The sequence below is a fragment of the Frankia umida genome, from assembly GCF_023242945.1.
GTDB lineage: Bacteria > Actinomycetota > Actinomycetes > Frankiales > Frankiaceae > Frankia > Frankia umida.
The window spans coordinates 1-25253 of record NZ_JALKFT010000017.1 but is presented as its reverse complement, the minus strand read 5'-3'; the positions used below and the strand labels follow the sequence as shown (position 1 = coordinate 25253).

The window sequence follows — 25253 nt, the reverse complement described above, 5'->3', positions numbered from 1 at the left end:
CGCCCCCTGACCCGGGCGTCCCGAAGCCGCGTCGCCCGCGCCCGGTGGCCGCACCGGTGCCGCCGATCGAAGCTCGGCGGGTATCCCTGCCGCCACCCGGCTTCCCCCGATAATGCATTATGCGATCGGTTCGCCACCGAGTGGGTCGTTGTGCGGATGGTCCCTCGGACGGTCTTCGGACTGTCCGCGGACGGTCCGCGGATCAGCCCCGCGGGCCGAACCGCGCGGCCGATCCGCCGGGCCGGTGCCCCGGGTGGTGTCAGGCGCGCTGGTAGACGCGCAGGTAGTCGATGTCCATGCTGGCCGGGAACGGGGTGCTCGCGTCCACCCCGCCGCCCAGCGGGCCCCAGGTTCCGCCGACGCTGAAGTTGGCGATGACGTAGAAGGGCGTGTTGTTCACCGCACCCGGGTCGCTGACCGTGTGCCCCATCTTCACCCCGTCGACGTACCAGGTGAGGCCGTCGGGCTCCCAGTCCAGGCCGAAGACGTGCCAGTCGGCGGACGCGTCCGAGATCGTCGCCTGCTGCGGGGAACACGGGTGGTTGCACTCGCCGCCGCTGCCACTCCAGTGGGCGGTGAAGTGGTACTCGGTCGGGTTGTTGCCGGGGATCTCGAAGACGTCCATCTCGCTTTTGTCGGGCACGCCGGCACTGCCGCTGCCCGCCGCCGGCAGCTGCCACATCGACGGCCAGAAGCCGTTGCCGCGTGGGATGCGGACCCGGCCCTCGTAGTAGCCGTAGGTATAGGAGAACGGCTTGTAGCCGGCCGGTGCGGGGCCGAAGGACGCCGGCCACGGACCGGTGCTGACCATGCCGGAACGGATCTGCCCACCCGCGTCCCGGGTGGCGGTCAGGTGCAGCGCTCCGTCCGCGACGCGGACGTTGGCGTTGTCCGTCGCCGCGGTGTTGTAGACCTGCTTCTCGTCGTTCCAGGGCAGGCACAGCGCCCGGAAGCTCGGGTTGCACAGCTGCCATTTCGCCCGGTCCAGCTCGGTACCGTCGAAGTCGTCACCGAGGATGAGTTTCCAGCCTCGACCCCCGGGGCTCACCGGCCCCGCAGGCTGGGACGACGCCCCGCCGGCCGTGACGTTCTGCGCTGCCCCGGCCGGCAGCGCGGCGGTGGGGGTGGTGGTGACGGCCTGCTGCGTGGGCGACGGCGAGGACGTGGCGTCCGAGGGGGTGGCCGCTGAGGCGGTGGCCTCCGAAGGTGTGGCAGCTGAGGGGGTGGCGTCCGAGGGGGTGGCGTCCGAGGGGGTGGCGTCCGAGGCGGTGGGCGTCGCGCTCGGGGTCGGCGTCGCCGAGGGGGACGAGGAGCTGGCCGACGACGAGGTCGACGAGGTGGCGTGGGGTGCGGCGGTGGGGACGATCACCTTCAGGGTGCTCGTGGCGCTGGTCTCGCCCGAGGTGGCGGTGACCGTGACCGTGCCGTCATAGCCCGCGGGCACGAGGAAGCCGACGATCAGACGCCCGTCGGCGTCGGTGCGGGTCGTCGTGGTGCCCCCCAGGCCGGCGGCGGTCGCGGCCAGCGTCACCGGGGCCTGCGCCGGAAGGCCGCGCGCCGAGACGAGCACGATGTCCTGCTCGAAGACGACCAGGCGTAGCCGGGCCCCGGTGGTCTCCGTCGCCGCGGACGGCGTGGCCGGCGCGGCGGCGGTGGCGGTGGCGGTGGGCGAGGGCGGGGCTGCCACGGTGTCGGGCGAGCCGTGCCGATCGCCGTGGGAGGTCGCGTCGGCGGCCGGCGCGAACCCGACCGCAAGGACGACAGCCCCGACTACTGCCAGCATTACTGGACGACCCAGCCGTATCGCCATGAGCGCATGGTAAACGAGGGTGCGCTCAACGCATATGACTCGATGGCCTGTAGGAAGGCTGTTGTGACCATGTAGCTCGGTTCGTCCGCATGCTGATGGCAACAGTTCGACGGCCGGCCCCTGTGACAGACCGGCTTCTGGTGCCTCCACCGCCGCGCACCGGGCCTGTCGGCCCTTCGGGCTACCCCCGCACAGGGCCCACCTGGGGGTTCCCTGCGGGGAGACGCCAGCCGCCGGCCCGCTCACGGTCGCGCCAGAACGCGGCGTAGTGGCCGTCGCGGGCGAGCAGGTCGGCGTGGGATCCGCACTCGACGACCTGGCCGTCTGCCAGCACCGCGATCTGGTCGGCGCGCACGACGGTGTTCAGCCGGTGCGCGATGACCAGAACCGTTCGCTCGGCGGCGAGTTCGGCCAACGCCGCGTGCACGGCGGCCTCGTTCTCCGGGTCGAGCGCGGCGGTGGCCTCGTCGAGCAGGACGATGGGCGCGTCCCGGCACAGGGCCCGGGCGATGGCGACCCGCTGGCGTTCACCGCCGGAGAGCAGCCGGCCGCCCTCGCCCACGCGGGCGGCCCAGCCACCGGGCAGCCGGGCGACGATGCTGTCGACCCGGGCCCGACGGGCGGCCTCGCGGACCTGCGCGTCGGTGGCGTCCGGACGGCCGAAGCGGATGTTGTCCTCGACGGTGCCGTCGAAGAGGTAAACGTCCTGGAAGACGAACGCGAGGCGGCACAGCAGCTCGGCGCTGGGCAGCTCGCGGACGTCCACCCCGCCCAGGCGCACCGTCCCGGCGTCGACGTCGTGGAACCGGGCGATGAGCCGGGTCACCGTGGTCTTGCCGCCGCCGGAGACACCGACCAGCGCCGTCGTGCGTCCGGCGGGGATCGACAGGGTCAGTCCGCGCAGCACCTCGGGGCCGCCCGGGTAGGCGAAGTGGACGTCGACGAGGTCGACGCCGGCGTGGGAGATCCGGGCGACGTCGGCGCTCGAGGTGGGTTCGGGCAGCGCCGCGACGGCGAACAGCTCCTCGAGGCGGGCGGCGGACGCCTGGGCGCCGCGCAGGTCCGCGCCGAGCCCGACCAGGGCGTCCAGCGGGCGCAGCAGGCTGATGCCGACGACGACGAGCGCGATCATCCGTTGCGGACCGAGCTGGTCGTGGGTGGCCAGGGCCACGCCGGTGCACAGCAGCGCGGTGAACGCGAGCTGCAGGCCGAGCTCCCCCAGGTACTCGCCGGGCAACGAGGCGATGACCTGGCGGCGCGCCGCGCGGTGCTGGGCGGCCAGGGCCCGGTCCAGCTCGGCCCGGCCGGCCTCGTTCTGACCGGCGGCCCGCAGGGTCGGCTGGGCGCCGGCGAACTCGACCAGCCTGGCCCCGGCGTCGGTGATCGCGGCATGGTCGGCGGCCTCGGCTCGGGCGGTCAGCCGGCGCGCCAACCCCAGGGCGACGAGCACCACCGGGATCGCGGCGAGGGCGGCGATCCCGAGCCGCCAGTCGAGGGCGAGCAGGACCACCGCGAGGGTCGCCGGGGTCAGGATCGCCCCGAGCAACGCCTGGGCGAGGAACACGCTGCCCGCGACGCGGGCGACGTCCCCGGTGACCAGCTGCGGCAGTGTGCCGGCGCCGGCCGCGTCGAACCAGCCCAGCGGCAGCGTCAGCAGCCGGTCACCGAACCGGGTGTACAGGTCGCGGCGCCACGCGGTGGACAGCCGCAGCGCCCGCGAACCCAGGTAGTAGTGCGCCCACCAGCCGACGACCGCCGCCGCGGCCAACGGGATCACCCATCGTCCGGCGGTGGCCGTCCGTCCCTGCAACAACGCCGTCAGCAGCGGGGCGAGCACGGCGAACGCCGCGCCCTCGGCCACGGCGTAGCCGCAGATCGCCCCCAGGTAGCGGCGCAGCGGCGCCCGCTGGTCGGCGGGCACGAGCCCGCGCAGCCGCCCTGTCATCGGGCCCCCTCCGTCCTGGCCGGATCAGCCGGCTCAGTCGGGCTGGTCGGATCAGCCGGGCTGGCCGGATCAGCCGGATCAGTCGGGCTGGTCGTGGCGCTGCCCTGCTGGGCGGCCCAGAGCGCGGCGTAGCGTCCGCCGGCGGCGAGCAGGTCGCCGTGGCGGCCCCGCTCGACCAGCCGGCCCTCGTCCAGCACGAGGATCTGGTCGACCGCGGTGATCGTGTAGAGCCGGTGGGCGATGACCAGCACGGTTCGCCCGACGGCGAGTTCGGCCAGGGCGTCGGCGATGGCGGCCTCGGAGTCGGGGTCGGCGAAGGCGGTGGCCTCGTCGAGCAGGACGATCGGGGTGTCGGCGAGCAGGGTGCGGGCGATCGCGACCCGCTGCGCCTCACCACCGGACAGGTGCGCGTCCGCACCGACCACCGAGTCGTAGCCGCGGGGCAGCGCGCGCAGGCGTTCGTCGATCGCGGCGGCACGGGCGGCCGCGTGCACGGCGTCGTCGGTCGCGGCCGGGGCGGCGAGGGCGATGTTGTCCCGGATCGACCGGGTCAGCAGCACCGAGTCCTGCAGCAGGAAGGCGACGTGCCGGTAGAGCTCGTCGCGGTCGAGCTCGCGCAGGTCGACCCCACCGAGGCGGATCGCGCCGCCGGTGACGTCGGCGAAGCGCGCCACCAGTGTCGCGAGCGTCGACTTGCCGGCGCCCGACGGCCCGACCAGCGCCGTCACCGTGCCCGGTGCGAGCGTCGCGCTCACCCCGTGCAGGACGGCGTGACCATCCGGATAGGTGAAGTGGACGTCGTCGAGTTCGACGGTCAGCGGGGTGCCGGGGACGCGGGCCCGTTCGGGTGCGACGGTGGGCTGCGGCGGCTCACGCAGCAGGGTGGTGATCCGCCCGGCCGCGTCCCGCGCGGACTCGCGCAGCTGCTGCGCCAGGTAGATCGGGGTGAGCTGTTCGAACAGGCCCACCCCGAGCAGCGCGAAGGCGACCAGGTCGACCGGGTCGGACCAGCCGGCGCCGACCAGCGCCACCCCGAGCCCGGTGACCACGAACACCACGGTGGACGGCGCCACCGTCGCGCGGGCGATCCCCCGCGGGCGCAGGAAGATCCGCTGGGCCTGCTCGTCGGCGTCGACGTAGTCGGCCGCCGCGGTCCGCAACCGGGCCGGTGGCCCGTCGCCGGCGAACGCCTTGAGCTCGACGATGCCCCGCACCCCTTCCAGCACGGCCGCGGTGAACTCGGTGTTCGCCGCCGCCATCCGCGCCCGCTGGTCGCCCGCACGCACGGCCAGCCGCATCCGGATGGCCTGGGCGAGTGCCACCAGAGCGATCGTGACCAGCGCCAACGGCCAGTCGACCCACAGCAGGTAGCCGACGACGACCAGCGGCCCGGCGATCGCCGCGGCCAGGTCCGCGCGGGCGTGGGCGACCGCGTGGTGCAGGGTCGCGACGTCGTCCTGCACCACCGCGCGCACCTGCCCGGAGACCCCGCCGGCGAACCAGCTCAGCGGCAGCGCGCCGAGCTGCCCGGTGAGCCGCGTACGCAGCAGGTGGGCGAGGTCGGCGTCGGCGAGATGGCTGAGCAGACCAGCCACGGCGTACAGCACGAAGCGGGCGAACAGCAGGCCGACGGCCAGCCACGCCAGGCCCCACACCGGACGGTCCCCGCCGCCCAGCAGCCGGCGGGCGATCTCCACCAGGATCACCGCCGGGGTCACCGCGAGCATCGCGGCGAGCGCCTGCGACCCGGCGGCCACCGTGATCCTGGTCCGCACCGGCCGCCGCAGCGCCGCGAGATCCCGCCCCGCCGGTGCGACCGCGCCGTCTACCGCCATCCCACACCCCCGCCGATACCCACGCCCCTGCCCACGCCTTCTTCTCCCGTCACCCGCGCCACGCCCGGCGCCCACCCGGACCCAACATCACCCAAACCGGACCATCACATAGGTTAGGCGACCCTAAACCCCGAGGTCGCGGGTCCGGCAAAGCCGCTCTAGCGGGCGGCCGGGGCGACGCGGTGGTCGCGGGGGCTGATGCCGCGGACACGGCGGAACGCCGCCGACAGCGCGAAACCACTGCCGTAGCCCACCTTGCGGGCGACCGCGTCCACCGTGGCCGTGGGCTCGCGCAACAGGTCGGCGGCGAGGTCGAGCCGCCAGCCGGTCAGAAACGCCATCGGGGACTCGCCGACGAGGTCGGTGAAGCGGCGCGCCAACGTCGCCCGGGACACCCCGACCTTGGCCGACAGACTCGCCACCGTCCACGGATGCGCCGGATGCCCCTGGAGGTAACGCAGCGCCGGACCCACCACCGGATCGTCATGTGCCCGGTACCAGGCGGGCGCCGTCTGACCGGCCCGGGCGAACCAGACCCGCAGCACCGCGATGAGCAGCAGGTCGAGCAGCCGGTCGAGCACCGCCTCCTGGCCCGGTTCGTCCCGGGTGATCTCGCTGGCGAGCAGCCCGACCAGCGGTGAGTCCCAGCTGTCGCGGCGCACCACCAGGTGCGGCGGCAGGGCCCGCAGCAGCCGCTGGCTCACCTCCCCCTCGAGCAGGTACGCCCCGGTGAGGATCACCGTCGGACCGTCCAGACTGTCGCCCCAGGTGCGCACGCCGAGATCCATACTGGCGGCGAGGCTGTTGCCGGCGAGGTCGGTGCAGTGCTGGTCCGGATGGATCACGATGTGGGGTGGGGTCGCCGGGTCGTCGGCGACCGTGTATGGCGCGGGCCCGCGGATGACCGCCACATCCCCCGCCCCGAGCCGGACGTGTGTTCCGTCGTCGGCGAGCACCCAGGCCTCGCCGCGGACCATCGCCGCGATCGCGAGCGGTGCCTCGTCCTGGATACGCAGCGACCACGGCGGTGTGAGAATCGAGCGCAACAGGAACGCCCGGTTCGCCCGCGGCCCGTCCAGCAGGCCGACGATCGCGTCCACGACCGCGAGGATAACGCCCGGTCTGGACGCCCGAACATGCATCCGAGTGTCTCGACCATGGAGCACCGGCGCCCGCCACCGTTGACTTGGTCCCATGCCGAACACCACCGGGCCCCACCACCCCGCGCCCGCCGCCGGCCCGTACCCGGCCGCCGGGTCACGTCCGGCCGCCGGGTCACGTCCGGCCCACGGTCCGCGCCGTTCATGGGAAGAATCGAGATCGACGATGGATCTGCTGCGCCACGCCTCGCTGATCGGTGCCCTCGTGACCGTGGGTCTGATGGCCGGGTTGTACTTCGCCTACTCCTGCTCGGTGATGCCGGGTCTGCGCCACGCCGACGACCGGACCTTCGTCACCACGATGCAGACGATCAACGACGCGATCCAGAACGGCTGGTTCTTCCTCGTGTTTCTCGGCGCCCTGCTGTTCACGGGTGTTTCGGGTCTCACGCAGCTCGGCGGCGGCCACCGCGCGACACTGGGCTGGATCGCCGCCGGGTTCGTCCTGTACGGCCTGACGATCGTCACCACCGGTGCGGTGAACGTCCCGCTCAACAACGACCTCTCGCATGTCGGCCAGCCGGGCGGGCCCACCGACCTCGCCGCCGCCCGGGCCGCGTTCGAGACCACCTGGGTCCGTTGGAACCTCGTTCGCACCGCCGGCGCCACCGCGGCCTTCGCCTGCCTGACCTGGGCTCTGGTCCTGCACTCCCGCACCCGCCCCTGACCCGGGCAGACACCGCTGCGAGCCCGGCTATCCCTGCGCGGCCCCGCCCGACCAGTCGACGAGCTGAATGATCACGCCGTTCGGGTCGCGCACCTGGAACGCCCGTTCGCCCCACTCCTCCTCGGTCAGCGCCATCGTGATCGTGACGCCCTCGGCCCGTAGCCGGGTGAGCTCCCCCTCCAGGTCATCGACCACGAAAGCGAGGATGAGGCCGCCCGCGCGATCGTCACGCTGATCGGCTGGCAGGGTCGGCAGACCACGGCGCAGGAACACGACGTTCATCCCGGCGTCGTCGCGGGCCAGCGAGGCGAACCCGTCCGCCGCCAGTTGCGTGGTGAAGCCGAAGTGCCGGGCGAGGAAGTCGACCGAGGCATCGACGTCATCAACGTTCAACGAGACAGCAGACGAGGTGATCTTCATGGCGCCTCTTCCTTCTCAGATTACTGTACCTTGTACAGTATACGTTGTACGGAGTACGGGAAGCCGTACGGACCACCGGCCGTCGGACGCGGCGATGACCGGACGCGAAGATGGTCGGGTGACGGAGGAACGCTCGGGCGCCGGCGACCCGGCGCGCACGCTGGCGCTGCTGTGGGGGAAGGCGGCCACCGCGCCGCGACGTGGCCCGACCCGGCAACTGACCCTGGCCACGGTGCTGGACACCGCCATGGCCCTGGCCGACCGATCGGGGCTGACCGCACTGACCATGCGGGAGCTCGCCCGAGAACTCGGCGTCGTCCCGATGACGCTTTACACCTACGTTCCGGGCAAGGCCGAACTACTCGACCTGATGCTCGACACGCTCTACCAACGGATGCCCCGCACCGACACCACCGGCGCACCGTGGCGGGCTCGGCTGACCGCCGTGGCGGGTGAGAACCGGGAGCTGTTCACCACACACCCATGGGCCGTCGGCGTCTCGACCTCGCGGCCACCGTTGGGACCTGGCCTGATGGCGAAGTACGAACACGAACTGTCCGCCTTCGACGGGCTCGCCCTGTCCGACGTCGAACGCGACGACTGCCTTACCTATCTGCTGTCGTTCGTCCAGGCCAACGCCCGCCAGGCCCACCAGCACTCCCTCGCCGCGCGGGAGGGAACCGACGAACAATGGTGGACGCGGATCGCGCCGCTGCTCGCCGAGGTGCTCGATCCGCACCGTTACCCGCTCGCGAGCCGGGTCGGCACCGCCGCCGGCGAGGCCCATGGCGGCACCCTCGATCCCGAACACGCCTACCACTTCGGCCTGGCCCGGGTGCTCGACGGCCTCGCCGTCCTCATCGCCACCGCCGCGACCCGCGCCACCGCCCCGGACGGCTAGCCGAAGGTGTCGCGCAGCTGGCCGTTGATGAGTTCGTTCAGGCGCCGGCGGCGCGGGCTGACCTCCTCGGGGCCGATCTGCCGGGGCGACAGCAGGCTCCACTCGAGGCTGGTGTCGGAACCGCTGGGGGCGAGATCGAACCGGATCTGATCGTCGGGATGCGCCAGCCACAGGGACGACCAGACCACCAGGGTCGGATGCCGCGCCTCGAGCACTCGCGGCACGGTCTCCCCCATCCGCGGTTCGAGCCAGGGCCGTGCTGGATCGCGGTTGGGCTCCGTCAGTGCCTCCCAGACCACCCAGGGCGGGGGCGGTTGAGCCTTGCGTCGCCGTGCGATCACGAACATGGCGGGAGTCTGATCGCCACCCCACGCTCCCGTCCACCGGATTGTGGCGGTTCGCGTCAGGACGCCTGCCGCTCCTGCGCGCTCCAGGCGTACTGCCCCCGGTGCTCCTGCGCCACCAGGACGGCGACCGTCCGCGCCGAGGACGTGGAAACGGAGGCGGCGGCGGTCGGACGAAGCCGGACGTCGGCGGGGCCGGGCCGGACATCGGCGGGACGAAGCCGGACGTCGGCGGGGCGGGGTCGGGTGTGGGCGGGACGATACTGCTGGATGGGCAGTTCGACCAGGTAGTAGGAGGTCGCGGCCAGCGCCACGGAGATCAGGCCGACCAGGACGATCGCCGGCCACCGGCCGATCGCGCCGGCGAGGTCCGGCCCCCAGTGCGCGACCACCGGGAAATGCCACAGGTAGAAGCCGTAGGAGATCCGGCCGAGCCAGGCCAGCGGGGCGGCCGCCAGCGCGCGGTACAACCAGCTGGAGGTGGCGCCGAGTTCCAGGGCGAGCACAAGCGCACCCGCGACGAGCGCGACGACGGTGTAGCCGCCGTGCGACAACATGCTCGGACGCGGACCCCAGTCGGCCGGGATCCTCCAGGCCCCCACCGCCAGCAGCGCGAGCGCCAGCGGGCCGACGACCGGCAGCGCGGCCCGGACCCGTTCGACGCGCCGTCGCCACACCAGACCCGCGGCGTCCTCACCGGCCGCCCCGGCCCGGGCCACCCGCAGCCACGCGGCCAACGCACAGCCGACCAGCAGCGCGTCCGCCCGGGTGTCGAGCGCGAAGTACATCCGCCGTCCGGTCGCACCGTGCGCGATCAGCAGGTCGCGCCACAGCAGCACGGCGACCGCCCCACCGAGCAGGACCACCGGCAGCCGGCGGGCGAGCTGACCCCACCGGCAGGCGAGCACCAGCAGCAGCGGCCAGAGCAGGTAGAACTGCTCCTCCAGGGACAGCGACCAGGTGTGCCCGAGCCAGCCGGCCCCGGTCGACTGCGACACCACCTGGACGTAGTTGTTCACATACAGCAGCGACGAGGCGAGGCTGCCCAGAAACGAGGACCGCTCGTCGGCCCGGCCGCCGCCCAGCACCAGCACGGCTGTCGCGGCGACCGCGACAAGCAGCAGGAACGCGGGCAGCAGCCGGTAGGCGCGACGCAGATAGAACTGGGTGAACGAGACCCGTCCGGTCCGGTCCTGTTCGGCCAGCAGCTGCCCGGTGATCAGGAATCCGCTGAGTACGAAGAAGACGTCGACGCCCAGATGGCCGCCGCGCAGCGAATCCATGTGGAACACCAGTACGGCCAGCACGGCCAGTCCGCGTACGCCGTCCAGTGCGGGGTTGCGGCCACCGCGGCGTATCTGTGGTCGGTCAATCCCGTGCCGCGTCATCCACGCTCCTCCCGTGTCAGTCGATCCGCCTGCCCTTCGTCCTGCGCTCCTGCCTATCCCGCCAACCTTTTGGTTCGCTGTCAGTCCTGACCGGCCAGGGCCCGACCCGGTCGCCCGGTGCCGCCGGAGGCCGTCGGACGACGCCGGATGACTCCCCGCTGGCCGCGTCGGCGCACCCCAGAGGCCCGGCGGGGCCACGGCGGGCGCGGCGGGAGCATCCGGAGACGGCCCTACCCGCGCGGCCCGCGGCCGCGCACCACACCTCGGCCGGTCCACCCCGAACGGGGGAGCGCGTCGCGTCGAACAGCAGCTGCCCGCCGCGACGCGCCAGGTCCGCTACCTCGGCTGCCCGGTCAGGACGGTGACCTGGGTGCGGTGCAGGTCCGGGGTCAGCGCCTGGTCGACGACGGCCCGGGCGAGTTCGGCGTAGCTGAGCGCACCGGTGGCCCGGGCACGCTCGACCGGCCCGGCCACCAGCTCCGGGCGCGCGGTCGCCGCGCCGTCACCCAGGTGTAGCCCGGCGGGCGGGGTCAGGACGAGCCAGTCGAGCGTGTCGGCGTGTTGGCGCAGCGCCGGCAGCACCCGGGCGTGGGCACGGGCGAACGGCAGCAGCGCCGGCGGGAACAGCTCCGCGTCGTCCAGTACCAGCCCACCGTCGGCCAGGGTCAGGGTGGCGAACAGGCCGATCGTGAGCAGCCGGGCCGGCGGCGACGTCCGCGCGGCCGCGGCCACGGCCCGGACCACCTGTTCGTAGTACGTCTCGTCGAACCCGTCGAAGGTGGGCGGCGGGGCGGTGAAGGGCGTGACGGCGACGACGATCACGTCTGCTCCGGCCAGCGCGTCGACCAGGGCGGGTCCACCGGTGGCGTCCGCCCGCACCAGGTCGATGCCCTCCGCGCGCAGCCCGGCATGCCGGTCAGGGTCGCGGACCACGCCGAGGACACGATGTCCGCGGCGGACGAACTCCGCGCTGACGGCCCGGCCGGCGCGCCCCCCGGCGCCCAGCACCGCGACCCGAGGGGTCCGGGCGGCGGCTCTGTCCGTGCCGGCCTGCTCCATGTTGGTCTGCTCCATGTTGGTCTGCTCCATGGCGCGCCAAGCTAGGTCACAGCACCCCGGTTACCGCAACGTGACCGGATGGCCGTCGACGTCGGGAAGATCGGCTACCGTGGTCTGGTGCAGCGCGTGGCCGATGCCCCGACGTTCGACCCGGCGTGTCCGATGAGTGCCGTCCCGTTTCGCATCGGCGAGAAGTGGACGGCGATGATCGTCCTGTGTCTGGAGGGCGGGCCGCGCCGGTTCACCGAGCTACGCCAGATCCTGACCACGGTGAGCGCGAAGGTCCTGACCGAGTCGCTGCGCGCGATGGAACGCGACGGCCTGATCAGCCGCCAGAGCCATGACGAGAACCCGCCCCGCGTCGAGTACCGACTGACCGATCTCGGCCGGTCGTTGTTGCAGCTCATCGACGCGGCTCGGCGGTGGTCGCGGGACAACCTCGACGATCTGCTCGCCGCCCGCGAACGCTACGACGACGACGCCCGGCTCGGCGCGGCCGTACGGCTCTGATCGGCCGGGCGACCCTCGGTGCCGCGGCGGGCGATCGCCCGGTGCGAGCCGCCGAACTAGACTGATCAGCGTGACTGTCACCCTTACCCTGCTGGGCGGGGTGCGGTGGGAGGGCGCCGCGGTGGTCGGCGATCGGTCGCAGGCGCTGCTGGCGGCGCTCGCCGCCGAGCCGGGGCGGCCGGTGCGGGCCGAGCGGCTGGTCGAGCTGATCTGGCAGGGTGAGCCGCTGGCCAACGCCGCCAAGGGTCTGCAGGTGGTGGTCTCCCGTACCCGGGCGGCCTGCGGTGCCGCGGCCGTGGTGCGCGACGGGACGGGCTACCGGCTCGGCCTCGAACTGACCCAGGTCGACAGTGCGCTTCTTGGCACGCTGGTGGCGCAGGCCCGCAGGCTGGTCGCCGCCGATCCGCGGGCCGCCGCTGACCAGGCCAGCCAGGCGCTGGAGCTGGGCGCCGCGCTGCCGTCGGTGCCGGCGGACGAGCAGGGGCCGCTCGCCGACGTGCGGCGCGCGGCCGAGCGCGATCTCACGGCGGCGCGTCTGCTGCTGGCCCGGGCCCGTTCCCGCACCGGGCAGCACGCCGAGGCCTTCCCCGTCCTGCTGGCGGCCTGGGCCCGGGCCGAGGCGCGGGGTGGGGCGCAGTCCCCGCTTGGGCGCCGGGGAGACGACGGCGACGACGAGGAACTGCTGGCCGATCTGCTGCGCAGCGAGGCCGCGGTGCGGGGGGCCGGCGCGGCCCTCGAACGTTACGAGCGCTATCGCCGCGACCTGCGCGAACGTCTGGGAACGAGCCCCGGGGAGGCGCTCGTTCGGGTGCAGCGGGACCTGCTCGCCCGCGACCGGCCCGTGCGCACCGGCATCAGCCATGACGCCACTCCCCTGCTCGGACGTCAGCATGATGTCGAGCGGCTGCTGGGTCTGCTCGGTCAGTACCGGGTGGTGTCGATCGTCGGGCCGGGGGGGCTGGGTAAGACGCGGCTGGCGAACCTGCTCGCCCGCGAGGCCGAACTGCCCACGGTGCATGTCGTCGGGCTGGTCGGGGTGAGCGCGCCCGAGGATCTGCTCGGGGAGATCGGGTCGGCGCTCGGGGTGCGGGAGTCGATCGGCGAACGTCGGGTGCTGACCCCGGCGCAACGGGCCGACCTGCGTTCGCGTGTCGCGGCACGGTTGTCGCGGGGGCCGACCCTGCTGGTGCTCGACAACTGTGAGCATGTGCTCGCCGAGGTCGCCGGGCTGGTGGCCTTTCTCGTCGCGACCGTCGCTGACCTGCGGGTCCTCACGACCAGCCGAGCGCCGTTGGCGATCGGGGCCGAGCAGGTGCATCTGCTCGGGGAGCTGGCCCATCCCGATGCCGTCGAGCTGTTCCGTCAACGCGCCGCGGCCGCGCGCCGGTCGGTCCGCCTTGACGACGAGGTGGTCGGGCGGATCGTCCGGCGCCTCGACGGCCTGCCGCTGGCGATCGAGCTGGCGGCGGCGCGGGTGCGGGTGATGTCGGTGCACGACATCGACCGCCGCCTGGCCGACCGGTTCGCGCTGCTGCGCGGCGGGGATCGGACCGCCCCCGACCGTCACCGCACGCTGCTCGCGGTGATCGACTGGTCGTGGAACCTGCTCGCCGCACCGGAACGCCGCTCCCTGCGCTGGCTGTCGCTGTTCCCGGACGGCTTCACTCTGGACGCTGCCACGGACGTCCTCGCCGAAGCCGACCGCGCGGACCGCGCGGAGCCGAGTGTGGTGGCCACCGACACCGATGCCGTGGACGCGGACGCCATGGACACGGTGCAGGCGCTGGTCGACCAGTCGCTGCTGGGGGTGCGGGAGTCCGCCGGCGGGGTGCGCTACCGGATGTTGGAGACCGTCCGCGAGTTCGGCCGGCTGCGGCTGACCGAGGCCGGTGAGCTGGCCGCGGCACGGCGGGCGTTACGGGTCTGGGCGGTGGGCCATGCCAGCCGGCACGGCGCCGAGCTCACCACCGTGGGGCAGTTCGCCGCGATCGACGCGGTCGCGGCCGAGGAGACGAACCTGGCCGACGAGCTGCGAGCGGCCCTCGCCGACGGCGATGTGGAAGCCGCCGTCCGACTGGTCGCCGTGCTCGGCACGTTCTGGGAGATCCGCGGTGAACACACCCGGATACTGCTGCTGCTCGATGCGATCAACGCCGCCCTGTCCGGGTGGACGCCGCCACCGCCGCTGCGCACCGCCGCGCTCATGGCGGTGACCGTCGTGGCCCGCACCATGCTGTACATCGGCGACGGCGGTCTGCCCGCGGCGCTGCGCGAGCTGCTCGTCGAGCTCTGCCCGCGGGCGGGGGACGATCCGATGCTGCAGGGCACGGCCCGGGTGCTGCTCGCGATCGGCCAGCTCGAGCCGGCGCAGGTCGAGGCGCGGCTGGCGATCCTGGCGGCGGACGCCGACCGCCACACCCGGCTGGTCTGTCTGGTGTGGCTGACGCACTGGCGGGAGAACGCCGGCGCGCAGCGGGCGGCGGCCGAGGCCGCCACCGAGGCGCTGACCCTGGTCACCGCGCGGGACGGCCCGTGGATCACCGCGCTGCTCCACGCCCAGCTCGCCGAGTTGACGATGCAGCTGGGCGAAGCCGACCTCGGCCGTTCCCATGCCCAGGCGGCGCTGCCGATACTGGAACGTCTCGGCGCCCGCGACGATGTCGCGCAACTACACGTCGCGCTGGCGATCGACGCGATCAACGACGGTCGGTTCGCGCAGGCCGAGGACTATCTGGACGGGATCGACCCGTCCGGCGGGGCGCCGTTGGGCGGGGCGATGCTGGCGGCGATCGGCCGGGCGGAGCTCACCCTGGCCCGTGGCGACATCACCGAAGGTCTGCGCCGTCATCGGGCCGCGACGACCAGAATGCGTCAGATCCAGCTGCCCGGTGTCGAGCTGACCGGCACCGAACCGTGGGTGGTCGTCGCGGATGCGCTGTCGCTCGCCGCGTTCACCTGGCACGCGACCACCGCCGACGAGCTGGCCACCGGCCGCGGCCTCTTTCGGGACGGTCTGCGGCGCTGCGTCACCACATTGCGGCGTGAAGGCACCTCGATCGACTATCCCGCGTGCGGCGCGCTGCTGTTCGCCCTCGGCGCCTGGTGCCTGCGCCACGGCACGGACGGCGAGGGCCGCACGGACGGCGAGACGCTGGACGGCGAGGGTCTGGACGGCGAGACGTTGGACGGCCTCGGTGGCGGCGGAGGGGCGTGGGTGACGGTGGGGGAGGCGGTGGAACTGCTCGCGCTGGCCCGCCGGTTCTCCCATGTCACGACGACGCCGTCGCTGTCGTGGCCACGGGTCGAGGAACTCGCCGAACGGCGGGCACCCGGGGCGTTGCGCGCCGCCGAGGCCCGGGCCGGCGATCAGGCGGATCGACGCCAGCCGTTCGACGAGGCCCGCGTCCTCGTCGAACGGCTGGTCGAGCGGCTGGTCGAGCGGCAGGCCGGGTCGTCCACCCGGGTGGTCAGAGCTGGCGCCGGTAGCTGAGCACGGACAGCGGCAGGAAGATCACGATCACCGCCAGTCCGGCCAGCAGGGTCCAGCCGACCTGCGCGGTCAGCGCACCGTTGTTCGCCAGGTCCCGGCTGGCGGAGACCAGATGCGACACCGGGTTGACCCGGACGAACGCCTCCAGCCAACCCGGCAGGGTGGTGACCGGGACGAACGCGTTCGACAGGAACGTCAACGGGAACATGATCATCATGGAGATGCCCTGCACGCTGCGGGCGCTGTGGGCGATCGTGCCGATCCAGGTGAACGCCCACGCGATCGACCAGCCGGTGACGACCGCGAGCACGACCGCCCCGAACACCCCGAGCGCTCCGCCGCCGGGCCGGTACCCGAGGATCAGACCCATCGTGTAGGTCAGTGTCGCCGCGAGCAGGTATCGGACCAGGTCGGCGACCATCGGCCCGGCCAGCGGCGCGACCCGGGACATCGGCAGGGACCGGAACCGGTCGAAAACTCCCTTGTCCATGTCCTCGCGCAGCTGCGTTCCGGTGGTCATACAGGTGGTGATCACCGTCTGCGCGACGATTCCGGGAATCAGCAGGGGCAGATAGGTGTGCACGCTGCCCGAGATGGCGCCACCGAAGACGTAGGCGAACATCGCGGTGAACAACAACGGCTGCAACGCCACGTCGAAGTACTGCTCCGGATTACGCCGCATCTTCACCAACGAGCGCCACGCCATGGCGAACGTCTGCGTGACGGTGTCGCCGAGGCCGGCGCGGTGGCGTGTACGGGCGACCGCCGCGGCCGGATCCACGGTGGCCCGTGGTCGCGTGGGCGTGGCGGGCGTCGCGACGGATGGTGCGGCGGATGGTGCGGCGGATGGTGCGGACACAACGGTGCTCATCGGGCCACCTCCAGGATGTGGTCGTCGGCCTGCGCGCCGGACGTCGTCGGGTTCTGCTCGGGGACGGAGCCGTGGCCGGTGAGCGCGAAGAACACCTCGTCCAGGGTGGGTTTGGCCACGCTGACCGAGAGGATCTCGATGCTCGCCGCCCGCAGCGCGATCAGCACGTCGGCGGCCCGGTCGGCCACCTCCAGCGGAACGCTGAGGCGACCCGCCTCGGGGGTGGCGACCGGCTCGGCGCCAAGCACGCGCCACACCACCTGACGGGCAGCCTCGGTATCGGCGCCAGGTGAGAGTTCGAGTTGCAGGGTCGAGGCGCCGACCTGGGACTTCAACGCGTCCGGGGTTCCTTCGGCGACCTTGCGGCCCTCGTCGATCACGCAGACCCGATCGGCGAGCTGATCGGCCTCGTCCAGGTACTGCGTGGTGAGCAGGACGGTGCAGCCGTCCTCGACCAGGCCGCGGATGGTGTCCCACATCTGGCCGCGGGTGCGCGGGTCCAGACCGGTCGTCGGCTCGTCCAGGAAGATCAGGGGTGGGCGGGTGATGAGCGAGGCGGCGAGGTCGAGGCGGCGACGCATGCCGCCGGAGAACTCCGAGATCCTGCGGTCGGCGGCCTCGCCCAGGCCGAACTGGTCCAGCAGCTGCCGGGCGGTGGCCCGGGCATCCCTGGAACTCAGTCCCTGCAGACGGCCGAACAGCCGCAGGTTCTCCGCACCGGAGAGATCCTCGTCGACCGAGGCGTACTGGCCGGTCACGCCGATGAGCTGGCGCACCCGGTGTGCCTCGGCGGCGACGTCCACCCCGAAGATCTCGGCCCGGCCACCGTCGATCGGCAGCAGCGTGGCCAGCATCTTCAGCGTTGTGGTCTTCCCGGCGCCGTTGGGCCCGAGCACACCGAAGATCTCCCCGGTGCGCACCTCGAGGTCGACGTGGTCGACGGCGCGCAGGTCGCCGAACTTCTTGACCAGGCCACTGGCCGAGACCGCGGGCATCGTGGTCACAGCTGCTCCTTCCGTCCAGGATGGGATGCGGGCCGAGCGGGAACCGGGCGCCGCGGGATCGGACCTGACAGACGTTAGGCAGCGCCGGTATCACCACCCCTACACGCCGGTTTCACCAGCACCCGGCCCCTGACAGCCGGCCGGCACCCGGGCGCAACTCACCAGGATGAGACGGCCGGGTGCCCGGTCCGTCATGGGGCTCGACCGTCCCCCGATCGCAGACGACCAGGGGCTGGCAGGGTGGAACGGTGGACATCGCGCCTTCAACCCACGCACCCCGCCCGTCGCCGCAGGTTCGGGAGCCCGACCCGTTGGCGCTTGATCCCGATACGCGGCCGGGACTGGCGATCAAACAGGCCGAGCAGGCACTCATGCGCGAGAAGTCACGGCTCCTGCGCGCACTGGGCCTGACGGTGCCGCAGTATGCGGCGATGCTGACGCTTTCTCGCTTCCCGGAGCTGTCCGGCGCCCAGCTGGCCCGGCGCTGCCTGGTCACACCTCAGTCAATGGCGAGCCTGCTGGCCACACTGGAACGGCGATCCCTGGTGCGCCGAACGACGTCGGCCGTACACGCGAAGGTCTTCCCGGTCCACCTCACCGAGGCCGGCGCCGCGCTGCTGGCCGAGGCCGACCAGGCGGCGGTCACGGTGGAGCGGCGGCTCGCGAACGCCTTCACGGACGCCGAGCTGGACGTCCTGCGCTCCCTGCTGGCCAGAGCCACGGTGGCGCTGACGGGCGGCACGGCGGAGGACGTGAGGCATGAATCAGAGCTCTGACATGTATTCGAATACTGATACTGTGCAGGCATGCTGATTCCCGAAAGCCATCTGGACCTGCTGGAACGGCCGCTGTTCGGCCACCTCGCGCAGCTACGCCCCGATGGGCGACTCCAGTCGAATCCCGTGTGGTACCTCTGGGATGGCGACCGGCTTCGACTCACGACGACCAGCGACCGGCAGAAGGGCCGCAACGCCGTGGCCGACGCCAGGGTCGCGCTGTCGGTGCACGATCCCGATCAGCCGTACCGGTACCTGGAGGTGCGCGGCGAGGTCGTGGCGACAGAACCGGATCCCGAGGGCGAGTTCTTCGACGTTCTCGCGAAGCGGTACAACCTTGCCTACGACGAGCTGCCGGACGCTCCTCGCCGGATCGTGCTCGTCCTCGCACCAGCCGCCGCCTCCTGGCAGTAGCTGGTCGCGTGCCCGGCTGGCCAGGCGGGGCACTGATGACCCGTTCAGACATCGCCCTTGCCCGCGCGGTGCCCGCGAGGTCCTTCCCCGAGTCGCACTGGCCTGCGATGGTCAAGCCGTTGCCGTCGTGCTCCAGTGGGAGGGACCAGTGCGCACCAACATCGAAAAACCACACGTGGAGCGCCCCGTACCAGCCCGATCCCGGTCAGGGCAGGCGCCCTCCCCGACTGCCGAGCAGGGCCTGCCCCGGTCGGCCCAGGGGATCATGGAGTTGCAGCGCACCATCGGCAACGCCGCGGTCACACGCCTGATCACCGCCCAGCGCCGGATGGCCGCCCCCAGCAACACGGCAAAGAGCCGGCAACGGCACACGAGGTACTGAAAACGTCGGGTACTCCCCTGAACGCCTCGCTACCGGACCATCCCGTCGACGCCGTGACCGACCCTCGCCCCGCGCGCAGCCATGTCCGTCCCTGCCGTCCGCATGCCCGCTGTCAGAGCATCACCAGGTCAGGCCCGCGCCTCCGGGGTGCGCAGCAGCGGCAACAGCTGGGTGCCCTGGCGTTCGGCCTCGCGCAGGTAGGGCGTGTCCGACAGGACGAAGTGGGTGATGCCGAGCTCGGCATAGCGGTGCAGGGAGCGGGCGACGTCCGCGGCCGAGCCGACCAGCCAGGTGGTGCCGGCGCCCTCGCCGCCGATGCGGCCCGGCGCGGTGTAGAGGTTGTCGTCGAGGACCTCACCGCGGGTCTGCAGGTCGAGCAGCCGCTGCTGGCCCACGGCCTGGGCGGGATCGTGGCGCCCGGGGAGGTCGCCGGCGCGGTCGACGGCCGCCAGGGCGGCGACCTTGGCCTCGGCGTCGGCCCAGGCCTGCTCGGTGGTGTCGCGCACGACGGTGGTGATCCGCAGCCCGAACTCCAGCGGCGGGTGTTCGCGGCCCAGCTTCTCGGACAGCTCCCGCAGGCGGGCGATGCGCTCGGCGATGTCGTCACGCGGCTCGCCCCAGAACAGCTGGACGTCCGCCTCGGTGGCCGCGACCTGCTCCGCCGCGGCGGACGCCCCGCCGAAGTAGAGCGTCGGGTGCGGCCGGCCCGGGCGGGCCTGCACCTGGGAGGCCAGGCTCGAGCCGGTCACCTGGAAGTACTCGCCGCGGAAGGTGACGTCCCGCTGCGTCCACAGTCGGCGCACCAGACGCAGGAACTCGCCGGTGCGGGCGTAGCGCCCGGCCCGGTCCGCCTCGCTGTCGCCGTAGGCGGCGAGCTCGTCCTGACCGGAGACGATGTTGATCCGCACCCGTCCACACGAGAGCTGGTCGAGGGTGGCCGCGGCCGCGGCGAAGTGCGCCGGGCGCCAGTAGCCGGGACGGATCGCGATCAGCGGCTCAAAACCGGTCGTGCGCGCCACCAACGCGGTGGCGACGGTGAAGGTGTCCGGCCGGCTCCACCCGGCGCCCAGCAGCGCACCGCGAAAGCCGTACCGCTCGATCGCGACGGCCTGCCCGGTCAGCGTGTCCAGGCTGTTGTGGTCGGCCACCGCGTCGTCGCCGCGATGCCCGGGCCGGACCTCGTTCGGGATGTACCAGAGAAACTCCGGGCTGGTCGCCTCGCTGGCCGTGGTCATACCGACGACGCCAGGGCGGGAAACGGTCGGCTCGGGATGTCGGCGCGCAGGACCGGGGCGATCTCGGCGTGGAACAGTTCCAGTGTCGCCCGGTGCTCGGCCGGGGTGAGGCCGTCGGCGTCGATGGGCAGGTGCATCACCTCGTGGCCGAGCCGCTCGTGATACCAGTGCACCTTCTCGATGATCTGCTGCGGGCTGCCGACCAGGATCGAGCTGCGGGCGATGGCGTCCTCAAGTGTCGGGAAGACCGGCGTCTGGCCGAGCCTGCGCTGCAGCGCCGTGCGCGCGTCGAAGATCGGCCGGTAGCGGGCGATCGCGTCCTGCGAGCGGCGGGCGGCGTAATAGCCGGCGGTTCCCGCGCCGATGAGAATGCCGGCCGGATCGTGCCCGTGATCCACCCAGCGTTGCCGGTAGTGGCGGACCAGCCGCTCGTACGGCTCCACGGGATTGGTCACGTTCGCGGAGAACAACGGGTCGCCGTAGCGGGCGGCGAGCTCCACCGAGGCCTCGCTGGTCGCGCTGCCATGCCAGATGCGGAGCTCCGGTTGCAACGGCCGCGGCCAGGTCTCGGCCTCGTGCAACGGCGGGCGGAACCGGCCGGACCAGGTGACCTTCTCCTCCCGCCACAGCCGGCGAAACAGCTCGTAGGACTCGCGGTTACGGTCCCACTGATCCTCGGCCGTGACGTGGAACAGCTCCGCCTGCGCCGCGCCGTTGCCCTTGCCGACCATCAGCTCCAGGCGCCCGCCGGAGAGCTGGTCGAGGGTGGCGTAGTCCTCGTAGGCCCGTACCGGGTCGAGCAGGCTCAGCGTCGTGACCGCGGTGAACAGCCGAATGGTGGCCGTACGGGCGGCGATGTGGCTGAGCACCACCGGCGGCGACGACGAGATGAACGGCCGCTCATGGCGCTCCCCCACCCCGAACCCGTCGAATCCGAGCTCCTCGGCCAGCACCGCGCCGTCGACCACCGCCCGCAGTCGTTCGGTGGTCGAGCTGCGCACCCCGGTCAACGGGTCAGGAGCGTGCACGATCAGGGTGATCGCCAGAAACTTCACGTTTCACTCCGACCTTTTGTTGATCACCGCAGGAATGCTGTTGGCCTGATGCCACACCATTGCTCCGCCCGAGCGCAACACCCCGCAACAGTTCAGCAACAAATGCGCGTCGTGATCCCACGGCCGCACCGGCGCGTCCTGGGTGTGGCCGTTCCATCGGGAGGGAGCCCGCCCTGTTCTACCGGCGGGTGAGGCCGTCGAGGAGATGGTCGAGGGCTGCTGTCATCTCCGCGCGCGCGGTCGCGGGGTCGTCGGCACGGGCGATGTAGAGGGCGGCCTCGTCGCTGGCGCCCATCAGCAGATGAGCGAGCGGGCCCACCGGCTGCGCGCTGATGCGGCCGGCGTCCATACCGGCCGCCAGCACGTCGCGGACCAGACCGAAGACATGGCGTTGGCACAGTTCCCGCCACTGCGCCCAGCCCAGCACGGACGGCCCGTCCAACAGGACCACCCGGTGCACCTCCGCCTCGACGCAGATCCGCAGCCAGGCGCGGGCGGCCAGGCGCAGCGCCTCGACCGGGTCGGTGCCGCCGGCGGCCGACACCTCGGCGGCGATGCGCGCCGCGACGTCCGCCTCGACCGCCTCGACCACGGCCGCGAACAGTGCGGTCTTGTCGACGAACTGGTGGTAGAGCGCCCCGCGGCTCACCCCGGCCGCGGCCACGAGCGCCTCGGTGGTGACCGCGGCGAAACCCTGCCGCGCGAACAGCCGGCGTCCGACGGTGATCAGCGCCGCGCGCGTCGCCGCGGACCGGTCCGCCTGGCGGCGCCGTGGTGGTCTCGGATCCGGATCCGGCAGCGCGGGCACGAGCTCGATTCTGCCCGCTCCCACCCGGGATTGATTTACATACAGTCAGTCCGTATGTTTTCTGCCATGGATGCCGCACCGCACGCCGCTGTCCTCGACCTCGCGCAGGGCCAGATCTCCTACCGGACGGCCGGCCCGCGCGACAGCGACCATCCGCCGGTGGTGTTCCTGCACGGGCTGCTCGTCGACGGGCACCTGTGGGACGCCGTGGCCGCCCGCCTCGCCGAGCAGGGCGTGCGCAGCCACGCACCGACCCTCCCCCTCGGCGCCCACCGCACGCCGATGCGTCCCGAGGCGGACCTGACCCCCCGCGGTATCGCCCGGCTGGTCCTCGACTTCCTGGTGGCGCTGGACCTGCGCGACGTCACCCTGGTCGGCAACGACACCGGTGGCGCGATCGCCCAGTTCGTCCTGGCGACCGACCCCACCCGCATCGGCCGCGTGGTGCTGACCAACTGCGATGCCTTCGACACCTTTCCGCCGTTCCCGTTCACGCTGCTCGTGCGGCTCCTACGGCATCCGGCGCTGGTCGCGGCGCTCGTGCCGGGGTTGCGGTCGGCGCGGCTACGGCACAGCCCGCTGGCGTTCGGCCCGTTGGCGAGCCGGCCGTTCGACCCGCGGGTGACCCGGGCGTGGGTCGCGCCGCTGGCCCAGCCCGCCGTCCGCCGCGACGCGGCGAAACTGGCCCGCGGCATCGACCCGGCCGACCTGCTCGAGGTCTCGGGCCGGCTCGCGAAGGTCGACGTGCCGGTGCGCGTCCTGTGGGGCGACGCCGACCGCTTCTTCCGCGTCGACCTCGGCCGCCGGCTGGCCGCCGCCTTCGCCACGGCGACCTTCGAGACCGTCGCGGGTGGCCGCACGTTCCTTCCCCACGACCACCCCGACCGCGTCGCCACCGCCATCGTCGCCGCGACCTGAACGCGGACGCGGCGACTGTTCGAGCCGGTGATCTTCTGCGGGTTCGTGAACAGCGCGAGCAGCGGGCACTCCGTCTCGACGATCCGGTAGAGCTCGTCGATCCGCTCGGCGGGTGCCGGCGAGGTGACGGCAGCCCGGTAGGTGATGTGGTGCGGTTCCCGGGGCACCTGCTCGAAGACGTGGGTCAGGCAGCTGGCGAACACACCCAGCACCAGCTCGGGTGAGCCGGGGCCGAGGTCGAACCCGGCGTGGTCGGGGGCCGAGTCGCTGAGGATCTGATGCTCACGGACCCGGATGCGCCGCACACCGCTGCGCCCCTCGGCGACCGAATGGGCCCGCAACACCACGGGCAGGGCGTAGGTTCCCGCGGCGATCGCTCCTCGCGAGCCTGGATGGCCGCGCGCTTGTGGCCGAGGAACTCCCGCAGACCAGAGCCTGGGCCGGACGTCGAAGTGTCGGTCGTGGGCATGGTTCTCCCTCCAGAAATGGTGGTCTGACACTCCGCCCGATTCCTACCGGGCCCGGTGACCACACCTGGCTACACTTCCGAGCGGACACGGACGATTGCGCGTGGGCACCGGGATTCTTTCGGAAGAAATGGACGATGCCACCACGTCCGACCTTTCCATCTCCGTCCGAGGTGGATATCGCCGAGAGGGGCAGGAATGACCCAGATATCGACACATGTCGCCGGAGCCAGGTCAGGAACCAGCAGGACGCTGACGACCGGGGACCGCGCATTCCTGTCGTTCACGCTGCAGTATCCCGGCGAGTTCCTGGAGGGAGGTGTGGTGCTCTGCGTCGAGGACCCCGGACTGACCGAGCGCGACCTGCGCGCGCACGTCGCGGCACGGCTCGCCGAGGCACCGGCGCTCACCGAGCGCCTCGTGCGGCCGATCGCGTCCGCCCCCGCACCCGGTGACGTCGTCTGGCAGCACGACGACGCCCTCGATCTCGACTACCACGTGGGTGTGGTGGACCTGCCCGCCTACAGTGCGGCGGGCGGCCTACGGGCCGCGCTGGACGACCTCGCCACCCGACCGCTCGACCTGGAACGCCCGCTGTGGCGGCTCTGGCTGCTACGCGGTCACAGCCCCACCGAGGTCGCGATCGTCTACCGGTTCAGTCACATCCATCAGGACGGCAGTGCCGCGCACCAGGCGCTGCACCTGTTGTTCGGCGACGGTCACGGAGCGGCACGGCGCACACTGCGGACCTTCGACGTACCGCACGCCCGCGACTACGCGCGGATGGCCGCCAGCATCGCCCGCAGCCTGCCCCGCACCCGCCAGCTCGCGTCCTGGGGCGGGCCGCCGCGCGGTGCCGCCCGGCACACCTGGGCGCTGACCGAACTGGACCGGCTCCGGCGGATCGCCCGACGCGAGAGCGTCACGGTCAACGACGTCTATCTCGCGGCGGTCGCCGGCGCCGTGCGCACCTGGTCCCTGCCCGAGTGGACGCCCCCCACACCCACCGGGGCGGATCGCTCCCGCGGGGCCGGCCGCATCCGCCACGCCATGACGCGCATCCCTCGCCAACGCGCCTTCTACACGGCGATGCCGATCAATGTGCGTACCCCGGACGAGCAGGAGGTCCTGTCCAACTTCACCCTGGCCACGCGGGTGCCGCTGCCCTGCACCGAGGCCGATCCGCGGCGCCGGCTCGCCCTGGTCGCCGCACAGACCCGGCGGGCCAAGGCGGACGGCCGGTTCGGCGTGGTCGAACGCAGAATGCTGGACAGAACGCCGCCGGGCATATCCCCCCGCACCTTCGCGCTGATGGTGGCCGCCGGAGCCCGCCCGGCCGACACCGCCCTGTTCACAAGCAACGTGGGAACGATGTGGGGTCCCTACACGGTGGCTGGCCGCCCGGTCAGCACCCTGATCGGCATAGCGCCCATGCTCGTGGGCCGCCAGCACCTGTCGGCCGCCCTGTACGGCCTGGACGGCCAGCTCTGCGCGGCGTTCACCGCCAGCGCGAGCGTCCCCGGGCACACGGAGCTGGCCGGTCACTGGCTCGCCGAACTCGCCGCCCTCGAGGGCTCCCCCCGGCCCGGCCCGCCAGTCGCCACCACCACGCCCCCGGTTCCCCCGAGGCCGCCGGTTATCCCGACCCCCCGCACCGCGCCGCCTCAGCACACGGCGCGGCCGGACGCGGGCCGGCGCTCGTCCCAGGTCTCGTAGATTGACATCCTCCCCGGCCTGAAGACCGGGGATTCCCACCCTCGCGGGCAGGTTTTCCTGTTTCACTGACAGACGCCT

At 72.6% G+C, this 25253-nt stretch carries 22 protein-coding genes; 9 read left to right on the top strand and 13 right to left on the bottom strand.

The features are described 5' to 3' along the window. Window positions 1-259 precede the first annotated feature (259 nt). The 4 genes from MXD59_RS16835 to MXD59_RS16820 all read right to left on the bottom strand — a co-directional run bounded on the left by MXD59_RS16835 (window position 260) and on the right by MXD59_RS16820 (window position 6690). A complete protein-coding gene (locus MXD59_RS16835) occupies window positions 260-1810 on the bottom strand; it encodes a glycoside hydrolase family 16 protein (RefSeq protein ID WP_248825664.1) in 1551 nt (516 codons plus the stop codon). Window positions 1811-1991: 181 nt separating this feature from the next. Further along, a complete protein-coding gene (locus tag MXD59_RS16830) occupies window positions 1992-3755 on the bottom strand; it encodes an ABC transporter ATP-binding protein (RefSeq protein ID WP_248825663.1) in 1764 nt (587 codons plus the stop codon). Beyond that, complete coding sequence (locus MXD59_RS16825) at window positions 3752-5590, bottom strand: ABC transporter ATP-binding protein (RefSeq protein ID WP_248825662.1); 1839 nt, start codon at window positions 5588-5590, stop codon at window positions 3752-3754. The genes MXD59_RS16830 and MXD59_RS16825 overlap by 4 nt, the downstream gene beginning before the upstream one ends. Window positions 5591-5748: 158 nt before the next feature. After that, a complete protein-coding gene (locus MXD59_RS16820; protein ID WP_248825661.1) occupies window positions 5749-6690 on the bottom strand; it encodes an AraC family transcriptional regulator in 942 nt (313 codons plus the stop codon). 226 nt (window positions 6691-6916) lie between these two features. Between MXD59_RS16820 and MXD59_RS16815 the strand changes: the two genes are divergently transcribed. After that, window positions 6917-7417, top strand: a complete 501-nt coding sequence (locus MXD59_RS16815; RefSeq protein ID WP_248825660.1) for an anthrone oxygenase family protein — start codon at window positions 6917-6919, stop codon at window positions 7415-7417. 27 nt (window positions 7418-7444) lie between these two features. On the opposite strand, the gene MXD59_RS16810 is transcribed toward MXD59_RS16815, so the two are convergent. Continuing rightward, on the bottom strand, window positions 7445-7837 hold the full coding sequence (locus MXD59_RS16810) for a VOC family protein (RefSeq protein ID WP_248825659.1): 393 nt from the start codon (window positions 7835-7837) through the stop codon (window positions 7445-7447). A gap of 118 nt (window positions 7838-7955) precedes the next feature. On the opposite strand from MXD59_RS16810, the gene MXD59_RS16805 reads away from it, so the two are divergent. Then, window positions 7956-8738 carry a TetR/AcrR family transcriptional regulator gene (locus MXD59_RS16805; protein ID WP_248825658.1) on the top strand — a complete coding sequence of 261 codons (783 nt, stop codon included), beginning with the start codon at window positions 7956-7958 and terminating at the stop codon, window positions 8736-8738. Here MXD59_RS16805 and MXD59_RS16800 read toward each other — a convergent pair. The 3 genes from MXD59_RS16800 to MXD59_RS16790 all read right to left on the bottom strand — a co-directional run bounded on the left by MXD59_RS16800 (window position 8735) and on the right by MXD59_RS16790 (window position 11559). Next, window positions 8735-9085, bottom strand: coding sequence for a hypothetical protein (locus tag MXD59_RS16800; protein ID WP_248814762.1), 351 nt, complete (start codon window positions 9083-9085; stop codon window positions 8735-8737). The two genes, MXD59_RS16805 and MXD59_RS16800, sit on opposite strands and share 4 nt — an antisense overlap. 56 nt (window positions 9086-9141) lie before the next feature. Continuing rightward, window positions 9142-10470: an acyltransferase family protein gene (locus MXD59_RS16795; protein WP_248825657.1), complete on the bottom strand. Its 1329-nt coding sequence runs from the start codon at window positions 10468-10470 to the stop codon at window positions 9142-9144. Window positions 10471-10806: 336 nt separating this feature from the next. Beyond that, a complete protein-coding gene (locus tag MXD59_RS16790; protein WP_248825656.1) occupies window positions 10807-11559 on the bottom strand; it encodes an NAD(P)-dependent oxidoreductase in 753 nt (250 codons plus the stop codon). A 48-nt stretch (window positions 11560-11607) separates the two neighbouring features. On the opposite strand from MXD59_RS16790, the gene MXD59_RS16785 reads away from it, so the two are divergent. Continuing rightward, window positions 11608-12039 carry a winged helix-turn-helix transcriptional regulator gene (locus MXD59_RS16785; RefSeq protein WP_248825655.1) on the top strand — a complete coding sequence of 144 codons (432 nt, stop codon included), beginning with the start codon at window positions 11608-11610 and terminating at the stop codon, window positions 12037-12039. 70 nt (window positions 12040-12109) lie between these two features. Beyond that, a complete protein-coding gene (locus tag MXD59_RS16780) occupies window positions 12110-15529 on the top strand; it encodes an ATP-binding protein (RefSeq protein WP_248825654.1) in 3420 nt (1139 codons plus the stop codon). On the opposite strand, the gene MXD59_RS16775 is transcribed toward MXD59_RS16780, so the two are convergent. Next, a complete protein-coding gene (locus MXD59_RS16775; RefSeq protein WP_248825653.1) occupies window positions 15507-16400 on the bottom strand; it encodes an ABC transporter permease in 894 nt (297 codons plus the stop codon). The two genes, MXD59_RS16780 and MXD59_RS16775, sit on opposite strands and share 23 nt — an antisense overlap. Further along, window positions 16397-17404, bottom strand: coding sequence for an ATP-binding cassette domain-containing protein (locus MXD59_RS16770; RefSeq protein ID WP_248825652.1), 1008 nt, complete (start codon window positions 17402-17404; stop codon window positions 16397-16399). The genes MXD59_RS16775 and MXD59_RS16770 overlap by 4 nt, the downstream gene beginning before the upstream one ends. 248 nt (window positions 17405-17652) lie before the next feature. Between MXD59_RS16770 and MXD59_RS16765 the strand changes: the two genes are divergently transcribed. The 3 genes from MXD59_RS16765 (at window position 17653) to MXD59_RS16755 (ending at window position 18976) form a co-directional block, all read left to right on the top strand. Beyond that, window positions 17653-18180, top strand: coding sequence for a MarR family winged helix-turn-helix transcriptional regulator (locus MXD59_RS16765; protein ID WP_248825651.1), 528 nt, complete (start codon window positions 17653-17655; stop codon window positions 18178-18180). Window positions 18181-18210: 30 nt separating this feature from the next. Beyond that, window positions 18211-18594, top strand: a complete 384-nt coding sequence (locus MXD59_RS16760; RefSeq protein WP_248814754.1) for a PPOX class F420-dependent oxidoreductase — start codon at window positions 18211-18213, stop codon at window positions 18592-18594. Between the two features lie 175 nt (window positions 18595-18769). Beyond that, window positions 18770-18976, top strand: a complete 207-nt coding sequence (locus MXD59_RS16755) for a hypothetical protein (protein WP_248825650.1) — start codon at window positions 18770-18772, stop codon at window positions 18974-18976. A 128-nt stretch (window positions 18977-19104) separates the two neighbouring features. On the opposite strand, the gene MXD59_RS16750 is transcribed toward MXD59_RS16755, so the two are convergent. The 3 genes from MXD59_RS16750 to MXD59_RS16740 form a co-directional block, all read right to left on the bottom strand. Next, entirely contained in the window at window positions 19105-20211 is a 1107-nt protein-coding gene (locus tag MXD59_RS16750) for an LLM class flavin-dependent oxidoreductase (RefSeq protein ID WP_248825649.1), read from the bottom strand. Next, the gene (locus tag MXD59_RS16745) at window positions 20208-21266 is read right to left on the bottom strand and encodes an LLM class flavin-dependent oxidoreductase (RefSeq protein ID WP_248825648.1); all 1059 of its coding nucleotides are present in this window, start codon (window positions 21264-21266) and stop codon (window positions 20208-20210) included. Before MXD59_RS16745 ends, MXD59_RS16750 begins: the two co-directional genes overlap by 4 nt. 178 nt (window positions 21267-21444) lie before the next feature. Beyond that, window positions 21445-22074 carry a TetR/AcrR family transcriptional regulator gene (locus MXD59_RS16740; RefSeq protein WP_248825647.1) on the bottom strand — a complete coding sequence of 210 codons (630 nt, stop codon included), beginning with the start codon at window positions 22072-22074 and terminating at the stop codon, window positions 21445-21447. 66 nt (window positions 22075-22140) lie between these two features. On the opposite strand from MXD59_RS16740, the gene MXD59_RS16735 reads away from it, so the two are divergent. Together MXD59_RS16735 and MXD59_RS16730 are read left to right on the top strand one after the other, a co-directional pair. Beyond that, window positions 22141-22992 (top strand): alpha/beta fold hydrolase, encoded by an 852-nt coding sequence (locus MXD59_RS16735; protein WP_248825646.1) that lies wholly within the window; start codon window positions 22141-22143, stop codon window positions 22990-22992. 665 nt (window positions 22993-23657) lie between these two features. Further along, window positions 23658-25175 (top strand): wax ester/triacylglycerol synthase domain-containing protein, encoded by a 1518-nt coding sequence (locus MXD59_RS16730; RefSeq protein ID WP_248825645.1) that lies wholly within the window; start codon window positions 23658-23660, stop codon window positions 25173-25175. Window positions 25176-25253: the final 78 nt, after the last annotated feature.